Below are 18,525 nucleotides of genomic sequence, written 5' to 3' on the forward strand. Positions count from 1 at the left end.
GGACCGCCAGCAGCCGGTGGCCCAGCTCCAGGCCGGCCCGCCAGCGCTCCGGGTCGGCCGGCAGCGGTACCCGCGGCCCGCGCGGACCGGGCCGGGCGGCCGCCAGGACCCAGGACAGCACGTCCTCCGGGGCCACCCGGGTCCCGTAGCGGTCGCCGAGGAAGGTGAGCAGGCCCGGCGCGAGATTCGGTTCGGCGCCGCCCGGGCGGCGGTGGAGCGGGCGGATCCGGCCCGTCCGCCCGGCCGGCAGCAGGGCCGTCGCCAGCATCCGCGGGCCGGCCTCCAGCAGGAAGACCTGCTGCTCGTCCAGGACCCGCCACAACTCCGGCCGGGCCGCGTCGATCAGCCGCTGGTCGGGCAGCAGCCACTGCTCGTCGAACGGCTCGTGCAGTACGCGTACCGGCTCCGGGCACGCGCCCGGCGCCGCCGAGAACCGCCCGGTGGCCGTCCGCTGCCCCGGCAGCGCGGCCGCCCCGGCGTCGGGCGTCCGGGTCCGCGTGGGGCGGAACAGCCGCTCCCGCTCCGCCGCCTCGGCCCCGGTCAGCGCCGCCCAGCGGGCCCGCAGCGTCCCGGGGTCGGGTGCGGCCACCCACCCCCGGCCCAGCCGCAGCCCCGCCACGGACCACGGCATCAGCTCGTCCAGCAGCGGCACGTCTTCCCCTGGGTCCCCTGGGTCCCCTGGGTCCCCGCTCACGCCTGCACTCACCCTCACGCTCACGCCGCAGATGGTAGGGGGTGCTGCGGACCGGGTGGGCGCTTACGCTCCTTGTGTAGGGGTTCCGGCCGAGGAGGCGGACATGAGCCAGTACGACGAGTACACGACCCCGTCCCAGGCGGAGGGCGAACGGCTCGACGAGGACATGGACGAGATGGAACGCCGCCAGCACCACCCGCAGACCATGCGGACCACCCCGTCCCAGGCCGAGGGCGAGCGGACCGCCGACGACGACGAGAAGAAGTGACGCCGGGCAGTCGTGACGACGAGAAGGCGTGACGCCGGGACGCCGGGAAGATGTGACGCCGAGGAGGCGTGACGACGGGACGACGTGACGCCGAGGAGACGTGACGACGGGAAGACGTGATGCCGAGTGCCGTCCGGGCCTGCTCCCGCGGGCCCGGACTCAGTGTGCCTCGACCGTCACCGTGAAGGAGAAGCGGTCGCCCCGGTAGCGGATGCGCGCCACGTCCACGACCCGGCCGTCCTCGTCGTACGTGACGCCCGTGTAGTGCAGGATCGGGCTCAGCAGCGGGACGTCCAGCAGCTCGGCGGTCGCCGGGTCGGCCAGCCTCGCCTCCACCGTGTCCGTGATCCGGCTGATCCGGACCCCGACCACGTCCCGCAGCACCTTCGTCATCGGCCAGCGCTCCAGGTCGGCGACGTCCACGCCCTGCGCCAGCTCGGGGCGGATCGCGTTCTCCGCCCAGTTGGTGGGCTCGCCGGTGACGCCGTCGCGGCGCAGCCGCCGGTAGGTGACCACCTCCGCGACGTCCGGGAAGTACTCCCGCAGCTCCCCGGGCACCGGCCCCCGCTCCTGGCCGAGAACCGTCGTACGTTCGCCCGACTGCTGGGCCACGATCGCATCGACCGAGCCCAGCAGCCGTACCGGCGCACCGCGCTGCGCACCCGGCTCGATGAACGTGCCGCGCCGCCGGTGCCGGCTGATCAGCCCCTCCTGCTCCAGCTCCTTCAGCGCCTGCCGCATGGTCAGCACGCTGACCCCGTAGTGCTCGGCGAGCTGCTCCTCGGTGGGCAGCCGCAGCGACTCGTCCGGGCTGCGCCCCAGTATCGAGGCGCGCAGCGACTGCGACACCTGGTACCACAGGGGCAGCTTCCGGTTCAGCACCAGCGAGTCGGGGGCGAAGGCGGTCACGGGCGGGTCTCCGTAGGGGCGGGGCTTGTCCAGGAATCCTAAGCCGGGGGCTCAGGCGCGGAAATGGCGCTGCAGCCCCTGCCAGACGTCGTCGTAACCCTGCTGGAGGTGGTCCGCGGCGGCCGCCTGGGCGGTGGCGGTGATCGGCCAGCGGGTCTCGAACATGAAGGCCAGCCCGTCGTCGATCTTCTGCGGCTTCAGCTCGGCGGCGCTGGCCTTGTCGAAGGTCTCCCGGTCCGGGCCGTGCGCCGACATCATGTTGTGCAGCGAGCCGCCGCCGGGGACGAAGCCCTCGGCCTTGGCGTCGTAGGCGCCCTCGATCAGGCCCATGTACTCGCTCATCACGTTCCGGTGGAAGTACGGCGGGCGGAAGGTGTCCTCGCCGACCAGCCAGCGCGGGGCGAAGACCACGAAGTCCACGCCCGCGAGGCCCGGAGTGTCGGACGGGGAGGTCAGCACGGTGAAGATCGACGGGTCCGGGTGGTCGTAGCTGATCGTGCCGATGACGTTGAAGCGGCGCAGGTCGTAGACGTACGGCACGTGCGTGCCGTGCCAGGCGACGACGTCGAGCGGGGAGTGGTCGTACGTCGCGGACCAGAGGTTGCCGCAGAACTTGTTGACCACCTCCACCGGGCCCTCGACGTCCTCGTACGCCGCCACCGGCGCCTGGAAGTCGCGGGCCGCGGCGAGGCCGTTGGCACCGATCGGGCCGAGGCCGGGCAGCTCGAAGGGCTGGCCGTAGTTCTCGCAGACGTACCCGCGGGCGTCGGCGTCGAGCAGCTCGACGCGGAAGCGGACCCCGCGCGGGATCAGGGCGACGTGGCCCGGCTCGGCGGCCAGTACGCCGAACTCGGTGCGCAGCAGCAGGCCGCCGCGCTCGGGGACGATCAGCAGCTCGCCGTCGGAGTCGGAGAACACCCGGTCGGTCATCGAGGCGTTGGCGGCGTAGAGGTGGATGGCCATGCCGGCGCGCTGGGTGGCGTCGCCGTTGCCGCCGAGGGTCCACAGGCCGGACAGGAAGTCGGTGCCGGGGGCCGGGTCGGGCAGCGGGTTCCAGCGCAGCCGGTTGGGGTCCGGGACGGTCTCGGTGAACGGTGCGGTGCGCAGGTCGCCGTTGTCGATCCGGGTGAACGGCGGGTGGGCGGCCGAGGGGCGGATCCGGTAGAGCCAGGAGCGGCGGTTGTGCGTGCGCGGCTCGGTGAAGGCGCTGCCGCTGAGCTGCTCGGCGTAGAGGCCGAGGGGAGCCACCTGCGGGGAGTTGCGGGCGATCGGGAGGGCTCCCGGGACGGCCTCCGAGCTGTGTTCGTTGCCGAAGCCGGTGAGGTACACCAGCCCCTCCGCCGTCTTCCTGGCCTGCTCGCTCATGCCTGCTCCCGCTCCGTCGAAGGAATCCTATGGTCGACAGTAGGATTTGGCGCCCCGTCCCGTCAACGGCGGGAATCGCGTGGTTGGAGCGGCGGGGGGCGGTCGCGGGGGTCGGGGGGTGCGGCGAAATGGGCGTGCGCGAGGGGATCACAAAAGATGAACATTGCTCTACTCTCTCGCGCATGTCGTGGACCCGCAGGCCCCCAGCCGGGCCGGGGGCGCAGGCCGCCGCCCCGGCCGCCGCCCCGCCCGCCCTCCTCCTCGCCGCCCTCCTTGCGCTCCTGTCCCTCGCCGCCCTGCTCGCCGCCGCGCCCGCGGCGTACGCGCACGAGGAGCGGCCCGTCACCTTCCCCGACGGCTCCGGCTCCGTGCCGCGCTACCGCGCGGCCGAACCCGACCTGCTCGTCTGCAAGACCGACCGGGCCGACTTCGAGCGGCGCATCGCCGGCTTTCCGGAGCAGCTGAAGCAGCGCAACCTCGACCTCTTCGCGCGCTGCGCGCAGAGCGGGTTCCGGCACCTGCAGGAGGCCGTCGACCGGGTCGACCGGCCCGGCATGAACATCGCGATCCTGCCCGGCCTGTACGAGGAGGAGCCCTCGCTGCCCGCGCCGACGGGGGAGTGCGCCGCGCTCAAGGCCCCCAACTCCTCCTTCGGCTACCAGATCCTCAGCTACGAGCAGCAGGCCGCCTGCCCGCACAACCAGAACCTCGTCGCCGTCCTCGGCAAGAAGGACCTCCAGATCGAGGGCACGGGCGCGAGCCGGCTCGACGTCGTCGTCGACGCCAAGTACCACAAGCTGAACGGCATCCGCGCGGACCGGTCCGACGGCATCTACTTCAAGAACTTCACCGCCCAGCGCACCACCTTCAACTCGCTGTACGTGCTCGCCGGCGACGGCTTCGTCATCGACGACGTCCTGACCCGGTGGAACGACGAGTACGGCTTCCTGACCTTCGCCAGCGACCACGGGCTCTACAAGAACTGCGAGTCCTACGGCAACGGCGACTCCGGCATCTACCCGGGCAGTGCCTCCGACATCAACGACGGCCGCGGCTACGACGTGCCCCGCTACTCGATCGAGATCACCGGCTGCCGCAGCCACCACAACATGGTCGGCTACTCCGGCACCGCCGGGGACTCCGTCTGGGTCCACGACAACGAGTTCGACCAGAACATGGGCGGCGCCTCCATGGACAGCGCCTTCCCCGGCCACCCGGGCCTGCCGCAGAACCACGCGAAGTTCGAGCGCAACCTCATCCACGACAACAACCAGGACTACTACCGCCACGTCGCCGACGGCACCTGCGCCAAGCCGCCCGCCGAGCGCGGCTACGAGCAGGGCGTGGTGTGCCCGCAGATCTCCATGCCGCCGGGCACCGGCATCATCACCGCCGGCGGCAACTGGAACGTCTACGAGCACAACTGGGTCTACGGTCACGACCGCGCCGGCTTCTTCCTCTCGGCCGTGCCCGCCTTCATCCGCGGCGAGTCCGCCTGGTCGAAGCAGACCGACACCTCGCACCACAACCGGTACGCCGACAACGTCCTCGGCCGGGACAAGGCCGGCGCGTCCCGCCCCAACGGCATGGACGTGTGGTGGGACGGCCAGGGCAGGGGCAACTGCTGGCAGTCCGGACCGGACGGCTCGACACCCGGCACCCTGCCGCGGTGCGGCAGCGAGCGCGGAGAGGTGTCCGGCGCCTCGGCCCGGCTGCTGGGCGAGCCGGTGAAGCTCGCCCAGCTGCTGGTCTGCGCCGACTACAACGTGCAGGCGCGGCGGCTGCCCGCCGGCTGCGACTGGTACGGCGCCCGCGGCCTGGAACGGGTCGAGACCCAGATCGCGGCGGCCGCGGCGGCGGTGCTGCTCCTGGTCGGCGGGGTCCTGTGGTGGCGCCGGCTGCGCGGCCGCAGGCTGGGCACCGCGGCCTGGCTGCTGGGCGTCGCGGGCCTGGCCCTGGACGTGGCCGGCTCCACGATGCCGCTGACCGCCACCTTCGTCCCCGCCCTTGCGCTGCTCCTCCTGGGCCTGTGGTGGACCGGTACGGGCCTGGCCCTGCGCCCCGACCGCCCCTGGCCGGCCCGGCTCACGCTGCTGCTGGGCGCCGTGACCCTGCTCGACGCTGTCGACAAGGCCGTCGTCATGATCCCCTGGACCCCGGTCGGCCCGGCCTGGATCCGCACCCTCCTCGCCGTGGTCTGGGTGCTCTGGGCAGCCATCGCCGCAGCCCGCCCGGGCCACCCAGGCACCCCGGCCCACCCCACCGGCCCGGACGACGCCCCGGCAGGCGACCGCGCCCCCACACCGCCCCCTCCCCACACCACGTCGACCGCTCCCCCTCCGGCCGCCCCCTCCTCCCGGACCGCACCCGTCCAGGAGCCCTCTGCCCGCGGTGCGTCTGCCCCGGCCGCCTCCACCCGGGAGACCTCCGTTTCGGGCGTCTCCGCCCCGGGCGCCTCCGTCCCAGGTGTCCGCGCCCCGGTCGGCCTCGCCCCGGGCGCCTCTGCTCCGGGCACGTCCGCCCAGGCCGCTTGCGCCCTGGGGACCTCCGTTTCGGGCGTCTCCGCCTCGGGCACATCCGTCTCGGGGACCTCCGTTCCGGGGATGTCCGCCCCAGCGGGCTCCGTCCAGGGAACCTCCGCCCCAGGTGCCCCGGTCGGGCTCGCCTCGGGCGCCTCCGTCCCAGGTACCGCTGCCCTAGCCGGCCCTGCCTCGGGCGTCTCTGCTCCGGGCACGTCCGCCCCGGCCGCTTGCGCCCTGGGGACCTCCATTCCGGGGACGTCCGCCCCAGCTGGCTCCGTCCCGGGCGCCTCTGCTCCAGGTGTCCCTGCCCCGGCCGGCCCCGCCTCGGGCGCCTCCGTCCCAGGTGCCGCTGCCCCGGCCGGCCCCGCCTCGGGTGCGTCTGCCCCGGCTGCCTCCGCCCTGGGGACCACCGTTTCGGGCGTCTCCGCCTCGGGCGCATCCGTTTCGGGGACCTCCGTTCCGGGGACGTCGGCCCCGGCTGGCTCCGCCTCGGGCGCCTCTGCTCCAGGTGTCCCCGCCCCGGCCGGCCCCGCCTCGGGCGCCTCCGCCCCAGGTGCCGCTGTCCTGGCCGGTCCTGCCTCGGGCGCCTCCGCTCCAGGTGTCCCTGTCCCGGGCGGCCCGGCCCCGGGGACCTCCGTTGCGGGGGTCTCCGTCCTGGGCACATCCGCCCCGGGCACATCCATCTCGGGAACCTCCACTCCGGGGACGTCCGCCCCAGCGGGCCCTGCCTTGGGGACCTCCGTCCCAGGTGTCCCTGCCCCGGGCGGCCTCGTCTCGGGCGCCTCTGCTCCAGGCACGTCTGCCCCGGCCGCTTGCGCCCTGGGCACCTCCGCGCCGGCCGCTTGCGCTCCGGGCGCCTCCGCTCCGGTCGGCCCTGCCTCGGGCGCCTCCGCTCCGGTCGGCCCTGCCTCGGGCACTGCCGTGCCGGCCGGCCCGCCGACGGTAGTCGGCGAGGACGGGACCGGGGGAGGGGTGGCATGAGGGCGCGCCCCGGCCTCGGGCGGCCCTCCTTCCCGCCCCGGCGGCGGGAACCGGGCACCGCCCCGCGTCCGGCGGAACCGGTCGCCCGGCCGGTGCCGAAGGCCGCGCGATCGGTGGGCCGCGGCCGGGCCGTGCGGGCGGCCCGGGTCGTCGTCGTGGTCCTGCTCGCCGCGGCCGGGGCGGCCGGCTGTGGCGGGCGGGCCACCACCCACCACAAGCCGGGCACCACCCACGAGCAGGCCTCCGGCAGCGCGGGCGCGTTGCTCGACACCAAGGACGCGGCGGGGCACCGCTTCCGAGAGGTCCCGGCCGACGGCGCGCCCCGGGTGGGGCTCACCGTGCGCCCAGACCCCGAGGACGGCTGGAACCTCCACCTGGCCGTCGAGAACTTCCGCTTCACCCCCGACAGCGTCGGCGGCGCAGCCCTCCCGGGCGCCGGCCACGCCCATCTGGAAGTGGACGGGCGCAAGGTGGCCCGGCTGTACGGGCCCTGGCACCACCTGCCGGCCGCGCAGGTGCCCCAGGGCACGCACACCCTGACCGTCCGCCTCTACGCCGACGACCACACCGGATGGGCCGTCGGTGGCAAGGCGATCGAGGCCACGGCCCAGCTCACCGCCGCCGAGCCGGGCCGGTCCGGCCACGCGCACACCGACCCCACCCCGCAACCCGGCCAGGGCGACACCGGAGCCACCACCGGCCCCGGCAGCTCCACCAGCACTGGCGGCCCCGCCGGCAGAGGCGGTCCCGCCGGCACTGGCGGCACCGCCGCCCCGCCGGACGCAGGCCGCGCGGTTGACCGGACCGTCACGGTTTCCGTACGCGACGGCAAGGTCAGCCCCGCGCCCGGCCGCACCGAGCTCAAGCGCGGCGAACGCGTCGCCCTGCGCGTCACCAGCGACCGCGCCGACACTCTGCACGTCCACGGCTACGACCAGGAACTCGCCCTCCCCGCCGGCCAGGAGGCCGTCCTCGTCCTCACCGCCGACCGCACCGGCCTCTTCGAGGTCGAGACCCACACGTCAGAACTCCTGCTGACCCAACTCCTCGTCCGATGAACCTCCTCACTGCCGTCGCCTCCGCCGCCCCTGCCGCCGACCACGCCCCCGCCGCCCCGCCCGGCGGGGCGGCGGACGGCTCCGTCGCCGTGCTCGCCCACGGCGTCGGTTCCTCCCACGACCTGCCCATCTCGCCCTTCTACGCCTTCGCCGGCGCCTTCACCGCCCTCTTCGTCTCCTTCCTCGGCCTCGCGCTGCTGTGGTCCACCTCCCGCTTCCGCGGTGACCGCTCCGGCCACCCCCTGCCCGCTGTCCTCCAGCGGGTGGCCGACGCCCCGGCCACCCGTACCGCTGCCCGGGCGCTCGGCCTCGTAGCTGCCCTGGCAGTCCTCGCCCACCTCCTCCTCGGCCCCGACGACCCCCGCCGCAACCCCGCACCCGGCGCCGTCTACGTCCTCCTCTGGGTCGGTCTCGTGCCCGCCTCCCTCCTCCTCGGCCCCGTCTGGCGCCTCCTCAACCCCCTGCGCACCCTGCACCGCCTCCTGCACGCGCTCTTGCTCCGCCTCCGTTCCTCCATGAACCGGACACCTCTGCGTCCCCAGCCGGCCAGCGGACTGCCGCCCCACGGACCGCCGCCCCAGGGACTTCCGCCCAGCGACGTGCCTTCCCGCGACGTGCCTTCCGGCGAACTGCCAGCCCGCGAACTGCCGACCCGCGACCTGTCGTACCGAGAACCGCCGCCCCGGCTCGGCCTGTGGCCCGCGGCCGCCGGGCTCCTCGGTTTCACCTGGCTCGAACTCGTCGCTCCCGATCCCGCATCCACCACCACCCTCCTGACCGCCCTCACCGGCTACGCCGTCGTACAACTCGCCCTCGCCGCCCGGTACGGCGAGCGCTGGTTCGCCGAAGGCGACGCCTTCGAGGCGTACTCCTCCCTCCTGGCCCGGCTCTCCCCGCTCGGCCGCCGCAACGACGGCCGGCTGGTCCTGCGCAACCCCTTCCACGGACTCGACGCCACGCCGGAGCGGCCCGGACTCCTCGCCACCGTCTGCGTCCTGTTCGGCTCCACCGCCTACGACGGCTTCTCCGACAACCCCTCCTGGATCGACACCGTCCAGACCTCCTCACTCGGCCGCACCCCCACGGCCACCCTCGGCCTCCTCGCCTCCGTCTTGCTCGTCGCTGTCCTCTACTGCCTGTGCGCTGCCGCCACCCGGCTGCTCTGCGGCCCCCACCCGGGCCCGCTCACCGCGTTCGCGCACTCACTGCTGCCGATCGCCCTCGGCTATCTCGTCGCCCACTACTTCTCCCTCCTCGTGACTGAAGGACCACGCACCGTAAGCATGGCACTGGGCACTGACAACGCCCTCGGGCCGGCCGCCCCACCCCTTGGCCCCGGCGGCCTCGCCGCCCTCCAGGTCACCGCCGTCGTCACCGGTCACGTCCTCGGCGTCGTCGCCGCCCACGACCGCTCCGTGCGGCTCTTCCCGCCCGCCAAGGCCGTGGCCGGCCAACTGCCGCTGCTCGCGCTGATGATCACGTACACCGTCGGCGGGCTCGGCCTCCTCCTGAACTGACGCCCCTCCAGGCACCCCTGCCGACACCCCCTCCGCATCCCTGTCGACATTCCTCCCGGGACCCTCCCGACAGCCCGGCGTTACGCGGCACCCCGCCGGCACCGGGACCCGGGCCGAACCGGCAACGTGGCCGAAACCGACACCCAGGAGCCCAGCGACGGCATGATGGACCCCGTGCCTCCCGCCCATTCCCTCCGCCGCGCCCCGGTCCAGCAGCGCAGCGCCGACCGGCTCGCCCGGATCCTCGACGCCTGCGCCGAACTCCTCGACGAGACCGGCTACGAGAACCTGAGTACCCGGGCCGTCGCGGTCCGCGCGGGCGTGCCCATCGGATCCGTCTACCGCTTCTTCGACAACAAGCGCGCCATGGCGGACGCCCTCGCCCACCGCAACCTCGACCGCTACGCCGCGGGCATCACCCGCCGCCTGGCCGCGCTGCCGGCCACCCACTGGCGGCCGGTCGTGGACGCCGTGCTGGACGAGTACCTCGCCATGAAGCGGACCGCACCCGGTTTCGCCCTGGTCGACTTCGGCGTACCCACGCCCCCGCCCGGCAACGCCGACCCGGACGGCGGCGCGGACGGCGGAACGGGCGGCGGAACGGGCGGTGGGGCAGGCGGCAGCGCCGACTCCAGTGCCGATTCCCGTGCCGACTCCGGCGGCGGCGGCGCGGACGCGGCCGCCGTCGCCGACCCCAACCTCCGGGTCGCCGCCCGCCTGACCGAGCTGCTCTGCGGTCACCTCGGCCGTACGCCCGATGCGGCCCTGCGGCGCTCCGTCCTCGTCGCCGTCGAGGCGACCGACGCCCTCGTCCACCTGGCCTTCCGCAACGACCCGTCGGGGGACCCCGAGATCGTGGCCGAAACCCGCGCGATGCTGCACGCCTACCTCGCCCGCGTGCTGGACTGAACCGAACCCTCGCCTCCGTGCGTACCGGTCGGTATGCTCAGTCCGCCGCGGGCCGGGCCGCGGACCCCGCCACCCGCCCCCGCGCAACCCGAACCCACGCCGCGCGCGAGTGTCCGACGTCCGACAACCGACGACGCACAGCCAGCCGACAGCCGACAGCCGACAGCCGACCGGCGGCCGCCGACCCGCAGGCGACGCCCGACGACCGACAACCACCACCATCTGCTCTCCCGCGCCGTACGATCCACCCCCGCCGCACGATCCCCCGGCGATCCCCCCGCACCGCACGCGACGGCCCCCGAGCCGCGAGCCCCCCGCCCGCCCCGGAAGACGACCCTGCCGCCCCCCAGGAGGGCCCATGTCCCGCACCGCCCTGCGCATCTGCCCGCTGTGCGAGGCCACCTGCGGCCTCACCCTCACCCTCAGCCGCACCAACGAAGGCGCCACTGGCACCCCGGGTACCACCGGCACCACTGGCACCCCCGGCACCACCGTCACCGGCGCCCGCGGCGACCGCGACGACGTCTTCAGCCGCGGTTTCATCTGCCCCAAGGGCGCGGCCTTCGGCGCCGTCGACGCCGACCCCGACCGGCTGCGCACCCCGCTGGTCCGCCGCGCAGGCCGGCTCGAGGAGGCCAGTTGGCAGGAGGCCTTCGACGCCATCGCCGACGCGCTGCCCGCCCTCACCCGGCAGTACGGCCCCCAGAGCACCGGCGTGGTCCTCGGCAACCCCAACGTCCACACCATGGCCGGCGCCCTCTACCCGCCGATGCTCCTCAAGGCTCTCGGCACCCGCAACCTCTTCACCGCCAGCACCCTCGACCAGATGCCCAAGCACGTCTCCAGCGGCCTGCTGTTCGGCGACCCCTTCGCCATCCCCGTCCCCGACCTCGACCGCACCGACTTCCTGCTCCTCCTCGGCGCCAACCCGCTCGACTCGAACGGCTCCCTGTGCACCGCCCCCGACTTCCCCGGCCGGCTGCGCGCCCTGCGTGCCCGCGGCGGCACCCTCGTGGTCGTCGACCCGCGCCGCACCCGCACCGCCGCCCTCGCCGACCGCCACCTCGCGCCGCGCCCCGGCACCGACGCCCTCCTGCTCGCCGCCCTCGCGCACACCCTCCTCGCCGAGAAGCTCGCCGACCCGGGCCCGCTCGCACCGCACCTGCACGGCCTGTCCGAACTCCCCGACGCGCTCGCCGCCTTCACCCCCGAGGCCGTCGCCCCGCGCTGCGACCTCGACGCCGCCGCGATCCGCGACCTGGCCCGCGCGCTCGCCGCCGCGCCCACCGCCGCCGTCTACGGCCGCATGGGCAGCTGCACCGTCGAGCACGGCACCCTCGCCAGCTGGCTGGTCGACGTGCTCAACATCCTCACCGGGAACCTCGACCGCCCCGGCGGCGCCCTCTTCCCGCTGTCCGCGACCGCCCCCGCGCCCCGCCCCGCGGGCCCCGGCAAGGGCTTCGCCCTGGGCCGCTGGACCAGCCGGGTCTCCGGCCACCCCGAGGCCAAGAGCGAACTCCCGCTCGCCGCCCTCGCCGAGGAGATCGACACGCCGGGGGAGGGGCGGATCCGGGCACTGATCGCCATCGCCGCCAATCCCGTGCTCTCGGCGCCCGACGGCCGCCGCCTCGACGCGGCCCTGGCCGGGCTGGACTTCATGGTCTCCGTCGATCCGTACCTGAACGAGACCTCGCGCCACGCGCACGTCGTCCTGCCCCCGCCGGCGCCCGCGCAGAGCGCCCACTTCGACTTCGCCTTCAACGGTTTCGCCGTCCGCAACCAGGTCCGTTTCACCCCGCCGGCCGTCCCCCTGGAGGACGGCCGCATGGACGAGTGCGAGATCCACGCCCGCCTGGTCCTCGCCGTCTCCGGCCTGCACGGGACCGCCGACCCGGACGCCGTGGACGACATGGCCGTCCGGGCGGCCCTGACCCGGGCGACCGCCGACCCCGCCTCCCCGCTGCACGGAGACGACCCGACGCGGCTCGCGGGCCTGCTCACCGGATCCACCGGTCCACTGAGGCGACTGGACATGATGCTGCGGCTCGGCCCGTACGGCGACCAGTTCGGCGCCGTCCACCAGTTCGGCTCCTACGACGACCGGCCCGGCCCGTACGACGGCCAGCCCGCGCCCTACGACGGCCGGCCCGGCCCCGGAGGGACCCGGGCGGCGGCGGAGGTGCTCACCCTGGACCGGCTGCTCTCCGCACCGCACGGCATCGACCTGGGCCCGCTCCAGCCCAGGCTCCCGGACGTGCTGAGGACCCGCAGCGGCGGGGTCGAGCTGCTGCCGGACCCGGTCGCGGCCGAACTCCCCAGGCTGCGCGAGGCGCTCACCGGCCGCCCCGCCGCCCTGGTGCTCGTGGGCCGCCGCCATCTGCGGTCCAACAACAGCTGGCTGCACAACGTCCCGGCCCTCACCGGAGGTTCCAACCGCTGCACCCTCCAGGTCCATCCCGAGGACGCGGCCCGGCTGGGCCTCGCCGACGGGGGCCGGGCCCGGGTCACCGCCGACGGCGGGAGCGTGGACGTACCCGTCGAGGTCACCGACGCCGTGCGGACGGGCGTGGTCAGCCTGCCGCACGGCTGGGGCCACGACCGGCCCGGGACCCGGCTCTCCGTCGCCTCGGCCGCTCCCGGGGCCAACGTCAACCAGCTCCTCGACGGCCGCCTGCTCGACCCGCTGTCCGGTACGGCGGTGCTCAACGGCTTCCCCGTGGAGCTGGCGCCGCTGGACTGAGGCACTCCAGGGCTGTCCGGCCGGGCAATGCGATCCTCGGCCTTCCGCAGTCGGGGCGGTCCCACGATGATGGCCGACATGGACGCTGCTACAGATCCAGTGGACGCGGTGGCCCGCCTGTGGGACGAGCCGTGGGACCGCAAGTGGAATGATCTTGAGGTGGCCGGCGTCGATCTGGTCTCGCTCGACACCAGGCTGGGAGGCTGTGCCTGCACATGGGTCGCCAACGGCGGTTCCCTGCACGAACGGGGAATGGCGACGGTGAGGCTCATCCTCGGCCAGCTGGAGAGGGCCATTCCCGAGCTCACCGAGGATGACAGCCCGGACATCTGGTATCGGCTGCACGAGATAGCCAGGCTCATCGTGGCGCACAACGCCCCGCCCACTGAGGTGATTTCCTAGGACCTGTTCAATCAGCTGCGGAGCAGGTGGCGGGTCGGTGCGGGCGCCGGCCGCATGCTGGTGCGCGCGCACGATGGTGGAGTCCACCGAGATGTCCCAGTCGATCTCTCTTGTCGCGTCGGCCGCCGCCTGGACCGCTGCAGCAGCCTCTCCCAAGTGCCGTCTGCTGACCGCAGCCGGTGGCGCTCGTAGGCGGTCTTCCACGGCCCGAACCGCTCCGGCAGGTCACGCCAGTGCACCCCGGTCCGCACCCGGTGCAGGATCCCATCGATCACCTGCCGGTGATCGCGCCACCGCCCGCACCGGCCGTTGCTCACCGGCAGGAACGGCCGCAGCCTCTCCCGCTCCGCGTCCGACAGATCACCGCGTTCTCCCGCCCCATGTATGGGACAACGATCCGACCGGACGACAGTCGCATGATCGGCCGGACAGCTCCTAGGCGCTGACCAGGGGTTTTGCTCGTATTGCTCACGGCTCGACGTCTTGTTGGCGTAAAGAGGCCCGCCCTACCGTCCCTGCATGCTGACCTTCCTCGGCTTCGCCATGATCGCGATCTTCCTGGTCCTGATCATGATGAAGAAAATGTCGCCGATCGCGGCGCTCGTCCTCATCCCCGCACTCTTCTGCGTCTTCGCCGGCAAGGGCGCGCACCTCGGCGACTACGTCATCGAAGGCGTCGGCAAACTCGCGCCGACCGCCGCGATGCTGATGTTCGCCATCGTCTACTTCGGCGTGATGATCGACGTCGGCCTGTTCGACCCGATCGTGCGCGGCATCCTGCGCTTCTGCAAGGCCGACCCGATGCGCGTCGTGGTCGGCACGGCCGTGCTCGCCGCCATCGTCTCGCTCGACGGCGACGGCTCGACGACGTTCATGATCACGGTTTCGGCCATGTACCCGCTGTACAAGCGGCTCGGGCTGAGCCTGGTCGTGATGACCGGCGTCGCCGCCACCGCCAACGGCGTGATGAACACCCTGCCCTGGGGCGGCCCCACGGCACGCGCCGCCACCGCGCTCAAGCTCGACGCGGGCGACATCTTCGTACCGATGATCCCGGCCCTCGCGGTCGGCCTCCTCTTCGTCTTCGTCCTGTCCTACGTCCTCGGCGTCCGCGAACGCCGCCGCGTGGGCCGGCTCACCCTCCCCGGCGACCCGGCCCGGACACCGGAGCCGGCCATGGCCGGCAAGGCCGCCGCGGCCACGGGCACGAGCGGCACGACCAGGACGACCAGCGCGAGCGGCACGACCAGCACCGGCGGCACGGCAAGCGCGACCAGCACGGCGAGCACGGCCGGCGGTGGGACCACCGGGTCCGGGACCGCCGCCGGGGAAGGCCCCGGCGCAGGCCCCGCTGAAACCCCCGCTGAATCCCCGCGTGAAACCCCGGGTGAAGGTCCCGCGAGCGCCGCCCCCGCCGCCCCCGCGGGAACGCTCGGCCTCGACCCGAACCGGGAGACCCTGCGCCCCCGCCTCTACTGGTTCAACGCCGGCCTGACCGTCGTCCTCCTCGCCGCGATGATCATGGAGCTGCTCCCCATCCCGGTGCTCTTCCTGCTCGGCGCCGCCCTCGCGCTCACCGTGAACTTCCCCCGGATGCCCGAGCAGAAGGCCCGGATCGCCGCCCACGCCGACAACGTCCTCAACGTCTCCGGCATGGTCTTCGCCGCGGCCGTCTTCACCGGCGTCCTGACCGGCACCGGCATGGTCAAGCACATGGCGGACTGGCTGGTGGGCGCCATCCCCGAGGGCATGGGCCCGCACATGGCCCTCGTCACCGGCCTGCTGAGCCTGCCGCTGACCTACTTCATGTCCAACGACGGCTTCTACTTCGGGGTCCTGCCGGTCCTCGCCGAGGCCGGCGCCGCCCACGGCGTCTCCCCGCTGGAGATCGCCCGCGCCTCCCTCGTCGGCCAGGCCCTGCACATGTCCAGCCCACTGGTCCCGGCCGTCTACGTCCTGGTCGGCATGGCCAAGGTGGAGTTCGGCGACCACACCCGCTTCACCGTGAAGTGGGCCGCGCTCACCTCCTTGGTGGTGCTGGCGGCGGGGATGCTCTTCGGGATCATCTGAGCCGACGGGACCCGACGGGACCCGACGGGAGCTGGCGGGAGCCCGACGCGCGCCTACGGCGCATCTCGGCCCCGGGCGCGGGCGGGCGCAGTAACCTACCGCCGCTAGTTTGTAGGGTGTCGGCGAGGTCCACACGCTCGCTCGCTCCGCTCAGCTCGCGCTCGCTCGGGAGGAATGCCATGAAGGCCCACGACGGGATGTACATCGGCGGTGCATGGGTGCCCGCCGCCGGAGGCGACCGCATCCAGGTCGTCAACCCGGCCGACGAGCAGGTCGTCGCCGAGGTGCCGGCGGGCACCGCCGAGGACGTGGACGCGGCCGTACGCGCGGCCCGCGCCGCCCTCCCCGGCTGGGCCGCCACCCCGCCCGCCGAGCGGGCCGCGCTGATCGGCGTACTGCGCGACGTCCTGGCCGCCCGCAAGAGCGAGCTCGCGCAGACGGTCACCACCGAGCTCGGCGCGCCGCTGTGGTTCTCCGAGCGGGTCCACGTCGGAGCGCCGGTCGCGGTGGCCTCCTCGTACGCCGAACTCGGCGCGAGCCACGCCTTCGAGCAGCGGCTCGGAAGCTCCACCGTGCTGCTGGAGCCGGTCGGCGTGGTCGGGGCCATCACGCCCTGGAACTACCCGCTGCACCAGATCGTTGCCAAGGTGGCACCCGCCCTCGCCGCCGGGTGCACGATCGTCCTCAAGCCCGCCGAGGACACCCCGCTGACCGCACAGCTCTTCGCCGAGGCCGTGCACGAGGCGGGTGTCCCGGCCGGCGTCTTCAACCTGGTGACCGGCACCGGCCCGGTCGCCGGACAGGCGCTGGTCGAGCACCCCGGCGTGGACCTCGTCTCCTTCACCGGCTCCACCGCCGTCGGCCGGCAGGTCGGCGCGACCGCCGGCGCCGCGGTCAAGCGCGTCGCCCTGGAGCTCGGTGGCAAATCGGCCAACGTCGTGCTGCCCGGCGCCGACCTCGCCAAGGCCGTCGCGACCGGCGTGGGCCACGTCATGAACAACTCCGGCCAGAGCTGCAACGCCCTGACCCGGCTGCTCGTCCACCGCGACGAGTACGAGGAGGCGGTCGGCCTCGCCGCCGAGGCCGTCGCCGGCTACCCCGTCGGCGACCCGTGCGTCGAAGGCACCCGCCTGGGCCCCCTCGTCAACGCCAAGCAGCGCGACCGGGTGCGCGGCTACATCGAGAAGGGCGTGGCCGAAGGCGCCCGCCTGGTCGTCGGCGGGCCCGAGGCACCGCACCCCACCGGCTACTACGTCGCCCCGACCGTCTTCGCCGACGTCACCCCCGACATGGCCATCGCGCAGGAGGAGATCTTCGGCCCGGTGCTGTCGATCCTGTCCTACGACGACGAGGACGACGCCGTGCGCATCGCCAACGGCACCGTCTACGGTCTGGGCGGGGCGGTCTGGGCGGCGGACGAGGAGACCGCCGTCTCCTTCGCACGCCGCATGGACACCGGACAGGTGGACATCAACGGCGGCCGGTTCAACCCGCTCGCACCCTTCGGCGGCTACAAGCAGTCGGGCGTCGGCCGCGAGCTCGGCCCGCACGGCCTGTCCGAGTACCTCCAGACCAAGTCCCTGCAGTTCTGAGCCCCTGCAGCTCCGAGCCCCCGCAGCTCTGAGCCCCCGCAGCTCTGAGTCCCTGCAGATCCGAGTCCCCGTAGTTCTGAGTCCCCGCAGTTCTGACCGCCCGAGGAGCCAGCATCGTGGTCCGTGCCGCCGTCCTGCCCGCCGTCGGAGCCCCGCTCGAGATAGCCGAGATCGTGCTGCCCGACCCCGGACCCGGCCAGGTCCGGGTCCGGCTCGCCGCAGCCGGGGTCTGCCACTCCGACCTCTCCCTCACCAACGGCACCATGCGGGTCCCCGTACCCGCCGTCCTCGGCCACGAGGGCGCCGGGACCGTCGTGGCCGTCGGCGAGGGCGTCACACACGTCGCCCCCGGCGACGGAGTCGTCCTCAACTGGGCGCCGTCCTGCGGCAGCTGCCACCACTGCGCCCTCGGCGAGGTCTGGCTCTGCGCCGAGGCCCTCACCGGTGTGGGCGCGGTCTACGCCCACACCGCTGACGGCACCGAGCTCCACCCCGGGCTGAACGTGGCCGCGTTCGCCGAGGAGACGGTCGTGGCCGCCCGCTGCGTGCTGCCCGCCCCGGCCGGCGTCCCGCTCGCCGAGGCCGCCCTGCTGGGCTGCGCCGTCCTCACCGGGTACGGCGCCGTGCACCACAGCGCCCGGGTCCGGGCGGGGGAGTCCGTCGCCGTGTTCGGCGTCGGCGGGGTGGGCCTGGCCGCGCTCCAGGCGGCACGGATCGCGCAGGCCGGGCCGATCGTGGCGGTGGACGTCTCCCCGGCCAAGGAGGAACTGGCCCGCACGGCCGGGGCCACCGAGTTCGTCCTCGCCTCCGGGACCACCGCCAAGGAGATCCGTGCGCTGACCGCGGGCCAGGGCGTGGACGTCGCCGTGGAGTGCGTCGGCCGGGCCGAGAGCATCCGGGGTGCCTGGGACTCCACCCGCCGCGGCGGTCGCACCACCGTCGTCGGGATCGGCGGAAAGGAGCAGCAGGTCAGCTTCCACGCCCTGGAGATCTTCCACTTCGCCCGCACCCTGACCGGCTGCGTCTACGGCAACACCGACCCGGCCCGCGACCTGCCGGTCCTGGCCGAGCACGTCCGGGCGGGCCGGCTCGACCTGGCCTCCCTGGTGACCGACCGGATCGGGCTGGACGGGATACCGGCGGCGTTCGAGGCGATGCTGGCGGGCAAGGGAGGCCGGTCCCTGGTGGTCTTCTGAGGCCGTTGCCCGCCCCGGGGCGCCGCCGCACCGACGCGCCGCCCCGCGGCACCGCGCCAGGCCCTGTCCCTGGCCCGGGCCCCGGCCCTGGGACCCAGCCCGGCCCTGGGCCCCGGCCCCGCCGTCCGGCCCCGCGACGCCCGGGCGCCCGCCCCGGCCTCCCCCTGCGCCCTCTCCGCGCCCCCCCCCCGCGGGCGCGCGCGCCCCGATCCGGTTCGCCCAGATCCCCCCCCCCTCCCCGCTCCACGCGGGCGGGGCGGAGGGTGGGGTGTTGAAGACGCTAGTGGCGGGCGGGGTGTGCA

General features: G+C 74.3%; 12 protein-coding genes and 2 pseudogenes. 10 read left to right on the top strand and 4 right to left on the bottom strand.

What is annotated here, in order from left to right:
* The coding region (locus GPJ59_RS20180; protein ID WP_308120381.1) for a type ISP restriction/modification enzyme at positions 1–631 on the bottom strand (631 nt) is incomplete at its 3' end.
* A 166-nt stretch (positions 632–797) separates the two neighbouring features.
* On the opposite strand from GPJ59_RS20180, the gene GPJ59_RS20185 reads away from it, so the two are divergent.
* Positions 798–962, top strand: a complete 165-nt coding sequence (locus GPJ59_RS20185; protein ID WP_219668620.1) for a hypothetical protein — start codon at positions 798–800, stop codon at positions 960–962.
* Between the two features lie 159 nt (positions 963–1,121).
* Here the strand turns inward: GPJ59_RS20185 and GPJ59_RS20190 are convergent, their stop codons facing one another.
* Both GPJ59_RS20190 and hmgA read right to left on the bottom strand, forming a co-directional pair.
* A complete protein-coding gene (locus GPJ59_RS20190; RefSeq protein WP_219668621.1) occupies positions 1,122–1,871 on the bottom strand; it encodes a GntR family transcriptional regulator in 750 nt (249 codons plus the stop codon).
* Positions 1,872–1,922: 51 nt separating this feature from the next.
* Positions 1,923–3,236, bottom strand: a complete 1,314-nt coding sequence (hmgA, locus tag GPJ59_RS20195; RefSeq protein ID WP_219668622.1) for a homogentisate 1,2-dioxygenase — start codon at positions 3,234–3,236, stop codon at positions 1,923–1,925.
* A gap of 182 nt (positions 3,237–3,418) precedes the next feature.
* On the opposite strand from hmgA, the pseudogene GPJ59_RS20200 reads away from it, so the two are divergent.
* The 6 genes and pseudogenes from GPJ59_RS20200 to GPJ59_RS20230 form a co-directional block, all read left to right on the top strand.
* Positions 3,419–5,521, top strand: a pseudogene (locus GPJ59_RS20200) (right-handed parallel beta-helix repeat-containing protein); the annotation flags it as partial.
* A 1,331-nt stretch (positions 5,522–6,852) separates the two neighbouring features.
* Complete coding sequence (locus GPJ59_RS20205; RefSeq protein ID WP_374200875.1) at positions 6,853–7,797, top strand: hypothetical protein; 945 nt, start codon at positions 6,853–6,855, stop codon at positions 7,795–7,797.
* Positions 7,794–9,314: a hypothetical protein gene (locus tag GPJ59_RS37635; RefSeq protein WP_258024661.1), complete on the top strand. Its 1,521-nt coding sequence runs from the start codon at positions 7,794–7,796 to the stop codon at positions 9,312–9,314. The genes GPJ59_RS20205 and GPJ59_RS37635 overlap by 4 nt, the downstream gene beginning before the upstream one ends.
* A 165-nt stretch (positions 9,315–9,479) precedes the next feature.
* Positions 9,480–10,223, top strand: coding sequence for a TetR/AcrR family transcriptional regulator (locus GPJ59_RS20220; RefSeq protein ID WP_219668629.1), 744 nt, complete (start codon positions 9,480–9,482; stop codon positions 10,221–10,223).
* A gap of 358 nt (positions 10,224–10,581) precedes the next feature.
* Positions 10,582–12,963, top strand: a complete 2,382-nt coding sequence (locus GPJ59_RS20225; protein ID WP_219668623.1) for a molybdopterin oxidoreductase family protein — start codon at positions 10,582–10,584, stop codon at positions 12,961–12,963.
* A gap of 78 nt (positions 12,964–13,041) precedes the next feature.
* Positions 13,042–13,365 carry a hypothetical protein gene (locus GPJ59_RS20230; protein WP_219668624.1) on the top strand — a complete coding sequence of 108 codons (324 nt, stop codon included), beginning with the start codon at positions 13,042–13,044 and terminating at the stop codon, positions 13,363–13,365.
* 15 nt (positions 13,366–13,380) lie between these two features.
* Here GPJ59_RS20230 and GPJ59_RS20235 read toward each other — a convergent pair.
* A pseudogene (locus GPJ59_RS20235) lies at positions 13,381–13,751 on the bottom strand (IS5 family transposase); the annotation flags it as partial.
* 133 nt (positions 13,752–13,884) lie between these two features.
* Between GPJ59_RS20235 and GPJ59_RS20240 the strand changes: the two are divergent.
* The 3 genes from GPJ59_RS20240 (at position 13,885) to GPJ59_RS20250 (ending at position 18,223) form a co-directional block, all read left to right on the top strand.
* Positions 13,885–15,435 (top strand): CitMHS family transporter, encoded by a 1,551-nt coding sequence (locus tag GPJ59_RS20240; protein WP_219668625.1) that lies wholly within the window; start codon positions 13,885–13,887, stop codon positions 15,433–15,435.
* 179 nt (positions 15,436–15,614) lie between these two features.
* A complete protein-coding gene (locus GPJ59_RS20245; protein WP_219668626.1) occupies positions 15,615–17,027 on the top strand; it encodes an aldehyde dehydrogenase family protein in 1,413 nt (470 codons plus the stop codon).
* A 116-nt stretch (positions 17,028–17,143) separates the two neighbouring features.
* On the top strand, positions 17,144–18,223 hold the full coding sequence (locus GPJ59_RS20250; RefSeq protein ID WP_219668627.1) for a Zn-dependent alcohol dehydrogenase: 1,080 nt from the start codon (positions 17,144–17,146) through the stop codon (positions 18,221–18,223).
* The last annotated feature ends 302 nt before the right edge of the window (positions 18,224–18,525 follow it).

This window comes from Streptomyces bambusae (assembly GCF_019400985.1).
In the GTDB taxonomy this organism is placed as follows: Bacteria; Actinomycetota; Actinomycetes; order Streptomycetales; family Streptomycetaceae; genus Streptomyces; species Streptomyces bambusae_A.

Bases quoted from the DNA above. Each gene is read 5' to 3' on its own strand.
- GPJ59_RS20240 (WP_219668625.1), top strand. From the start codon at position 13,885: ATGCTGACCTTCCTCGGCTTCGCCATGATCGCGATCTTCCTGGTCCTG.
- GPJ59_RS37635 (WP_258024661.1), top strand. From the start codon at position 7,794: ATGAACCTCCTCACTGCCGTCGCCTCCGCCGCCCCTGCCGCCGACCAC.
- hmgA (WP_219668622.1), bottom strand. From the start codon at position 3,236: ATGAGCGAGCAGGCCAGGAAGACGGCGGAGGGGCTGGTGTACCTCACC.
- GPJ59_RS20230 (WP_219668624.1), top strand. From the start codon at position 13,042: ATGGACGCTGCTACAGATCCAGTGGACGCGGTGGCCCGCCTGTGGGAC.
- GPJ59_RS20220 (WP_219668629.1), top strand. From the start codon at position 9,480: ATGGACCCCGTGCCTCCCGCCCATTCCCTCCGCCGCGCCCCGGTCCAG.
- GPJ59_RS20245 (WP_219668626.1), top strand. From the start codon at position 15,615: ATGAAGGCCCACGACGGGATGTACATCGGCGGTGCATGGGTGCCCGCC.
- GPJ59_RS20225 (WP_219668623.1), top strand. From the start codon at position 10,582: ATGTCCCGCACCGCCCTGCGCATCTGCCCGCTGTGCGAGGCCACCTGC.
- GPJ59_RS20185 (WP_219668620.1), top strand. From the start codon at position 798: ATGAGCCAGTACGACGAGTACACGACCCCGTCCCAGGCGGAGGGCGAA.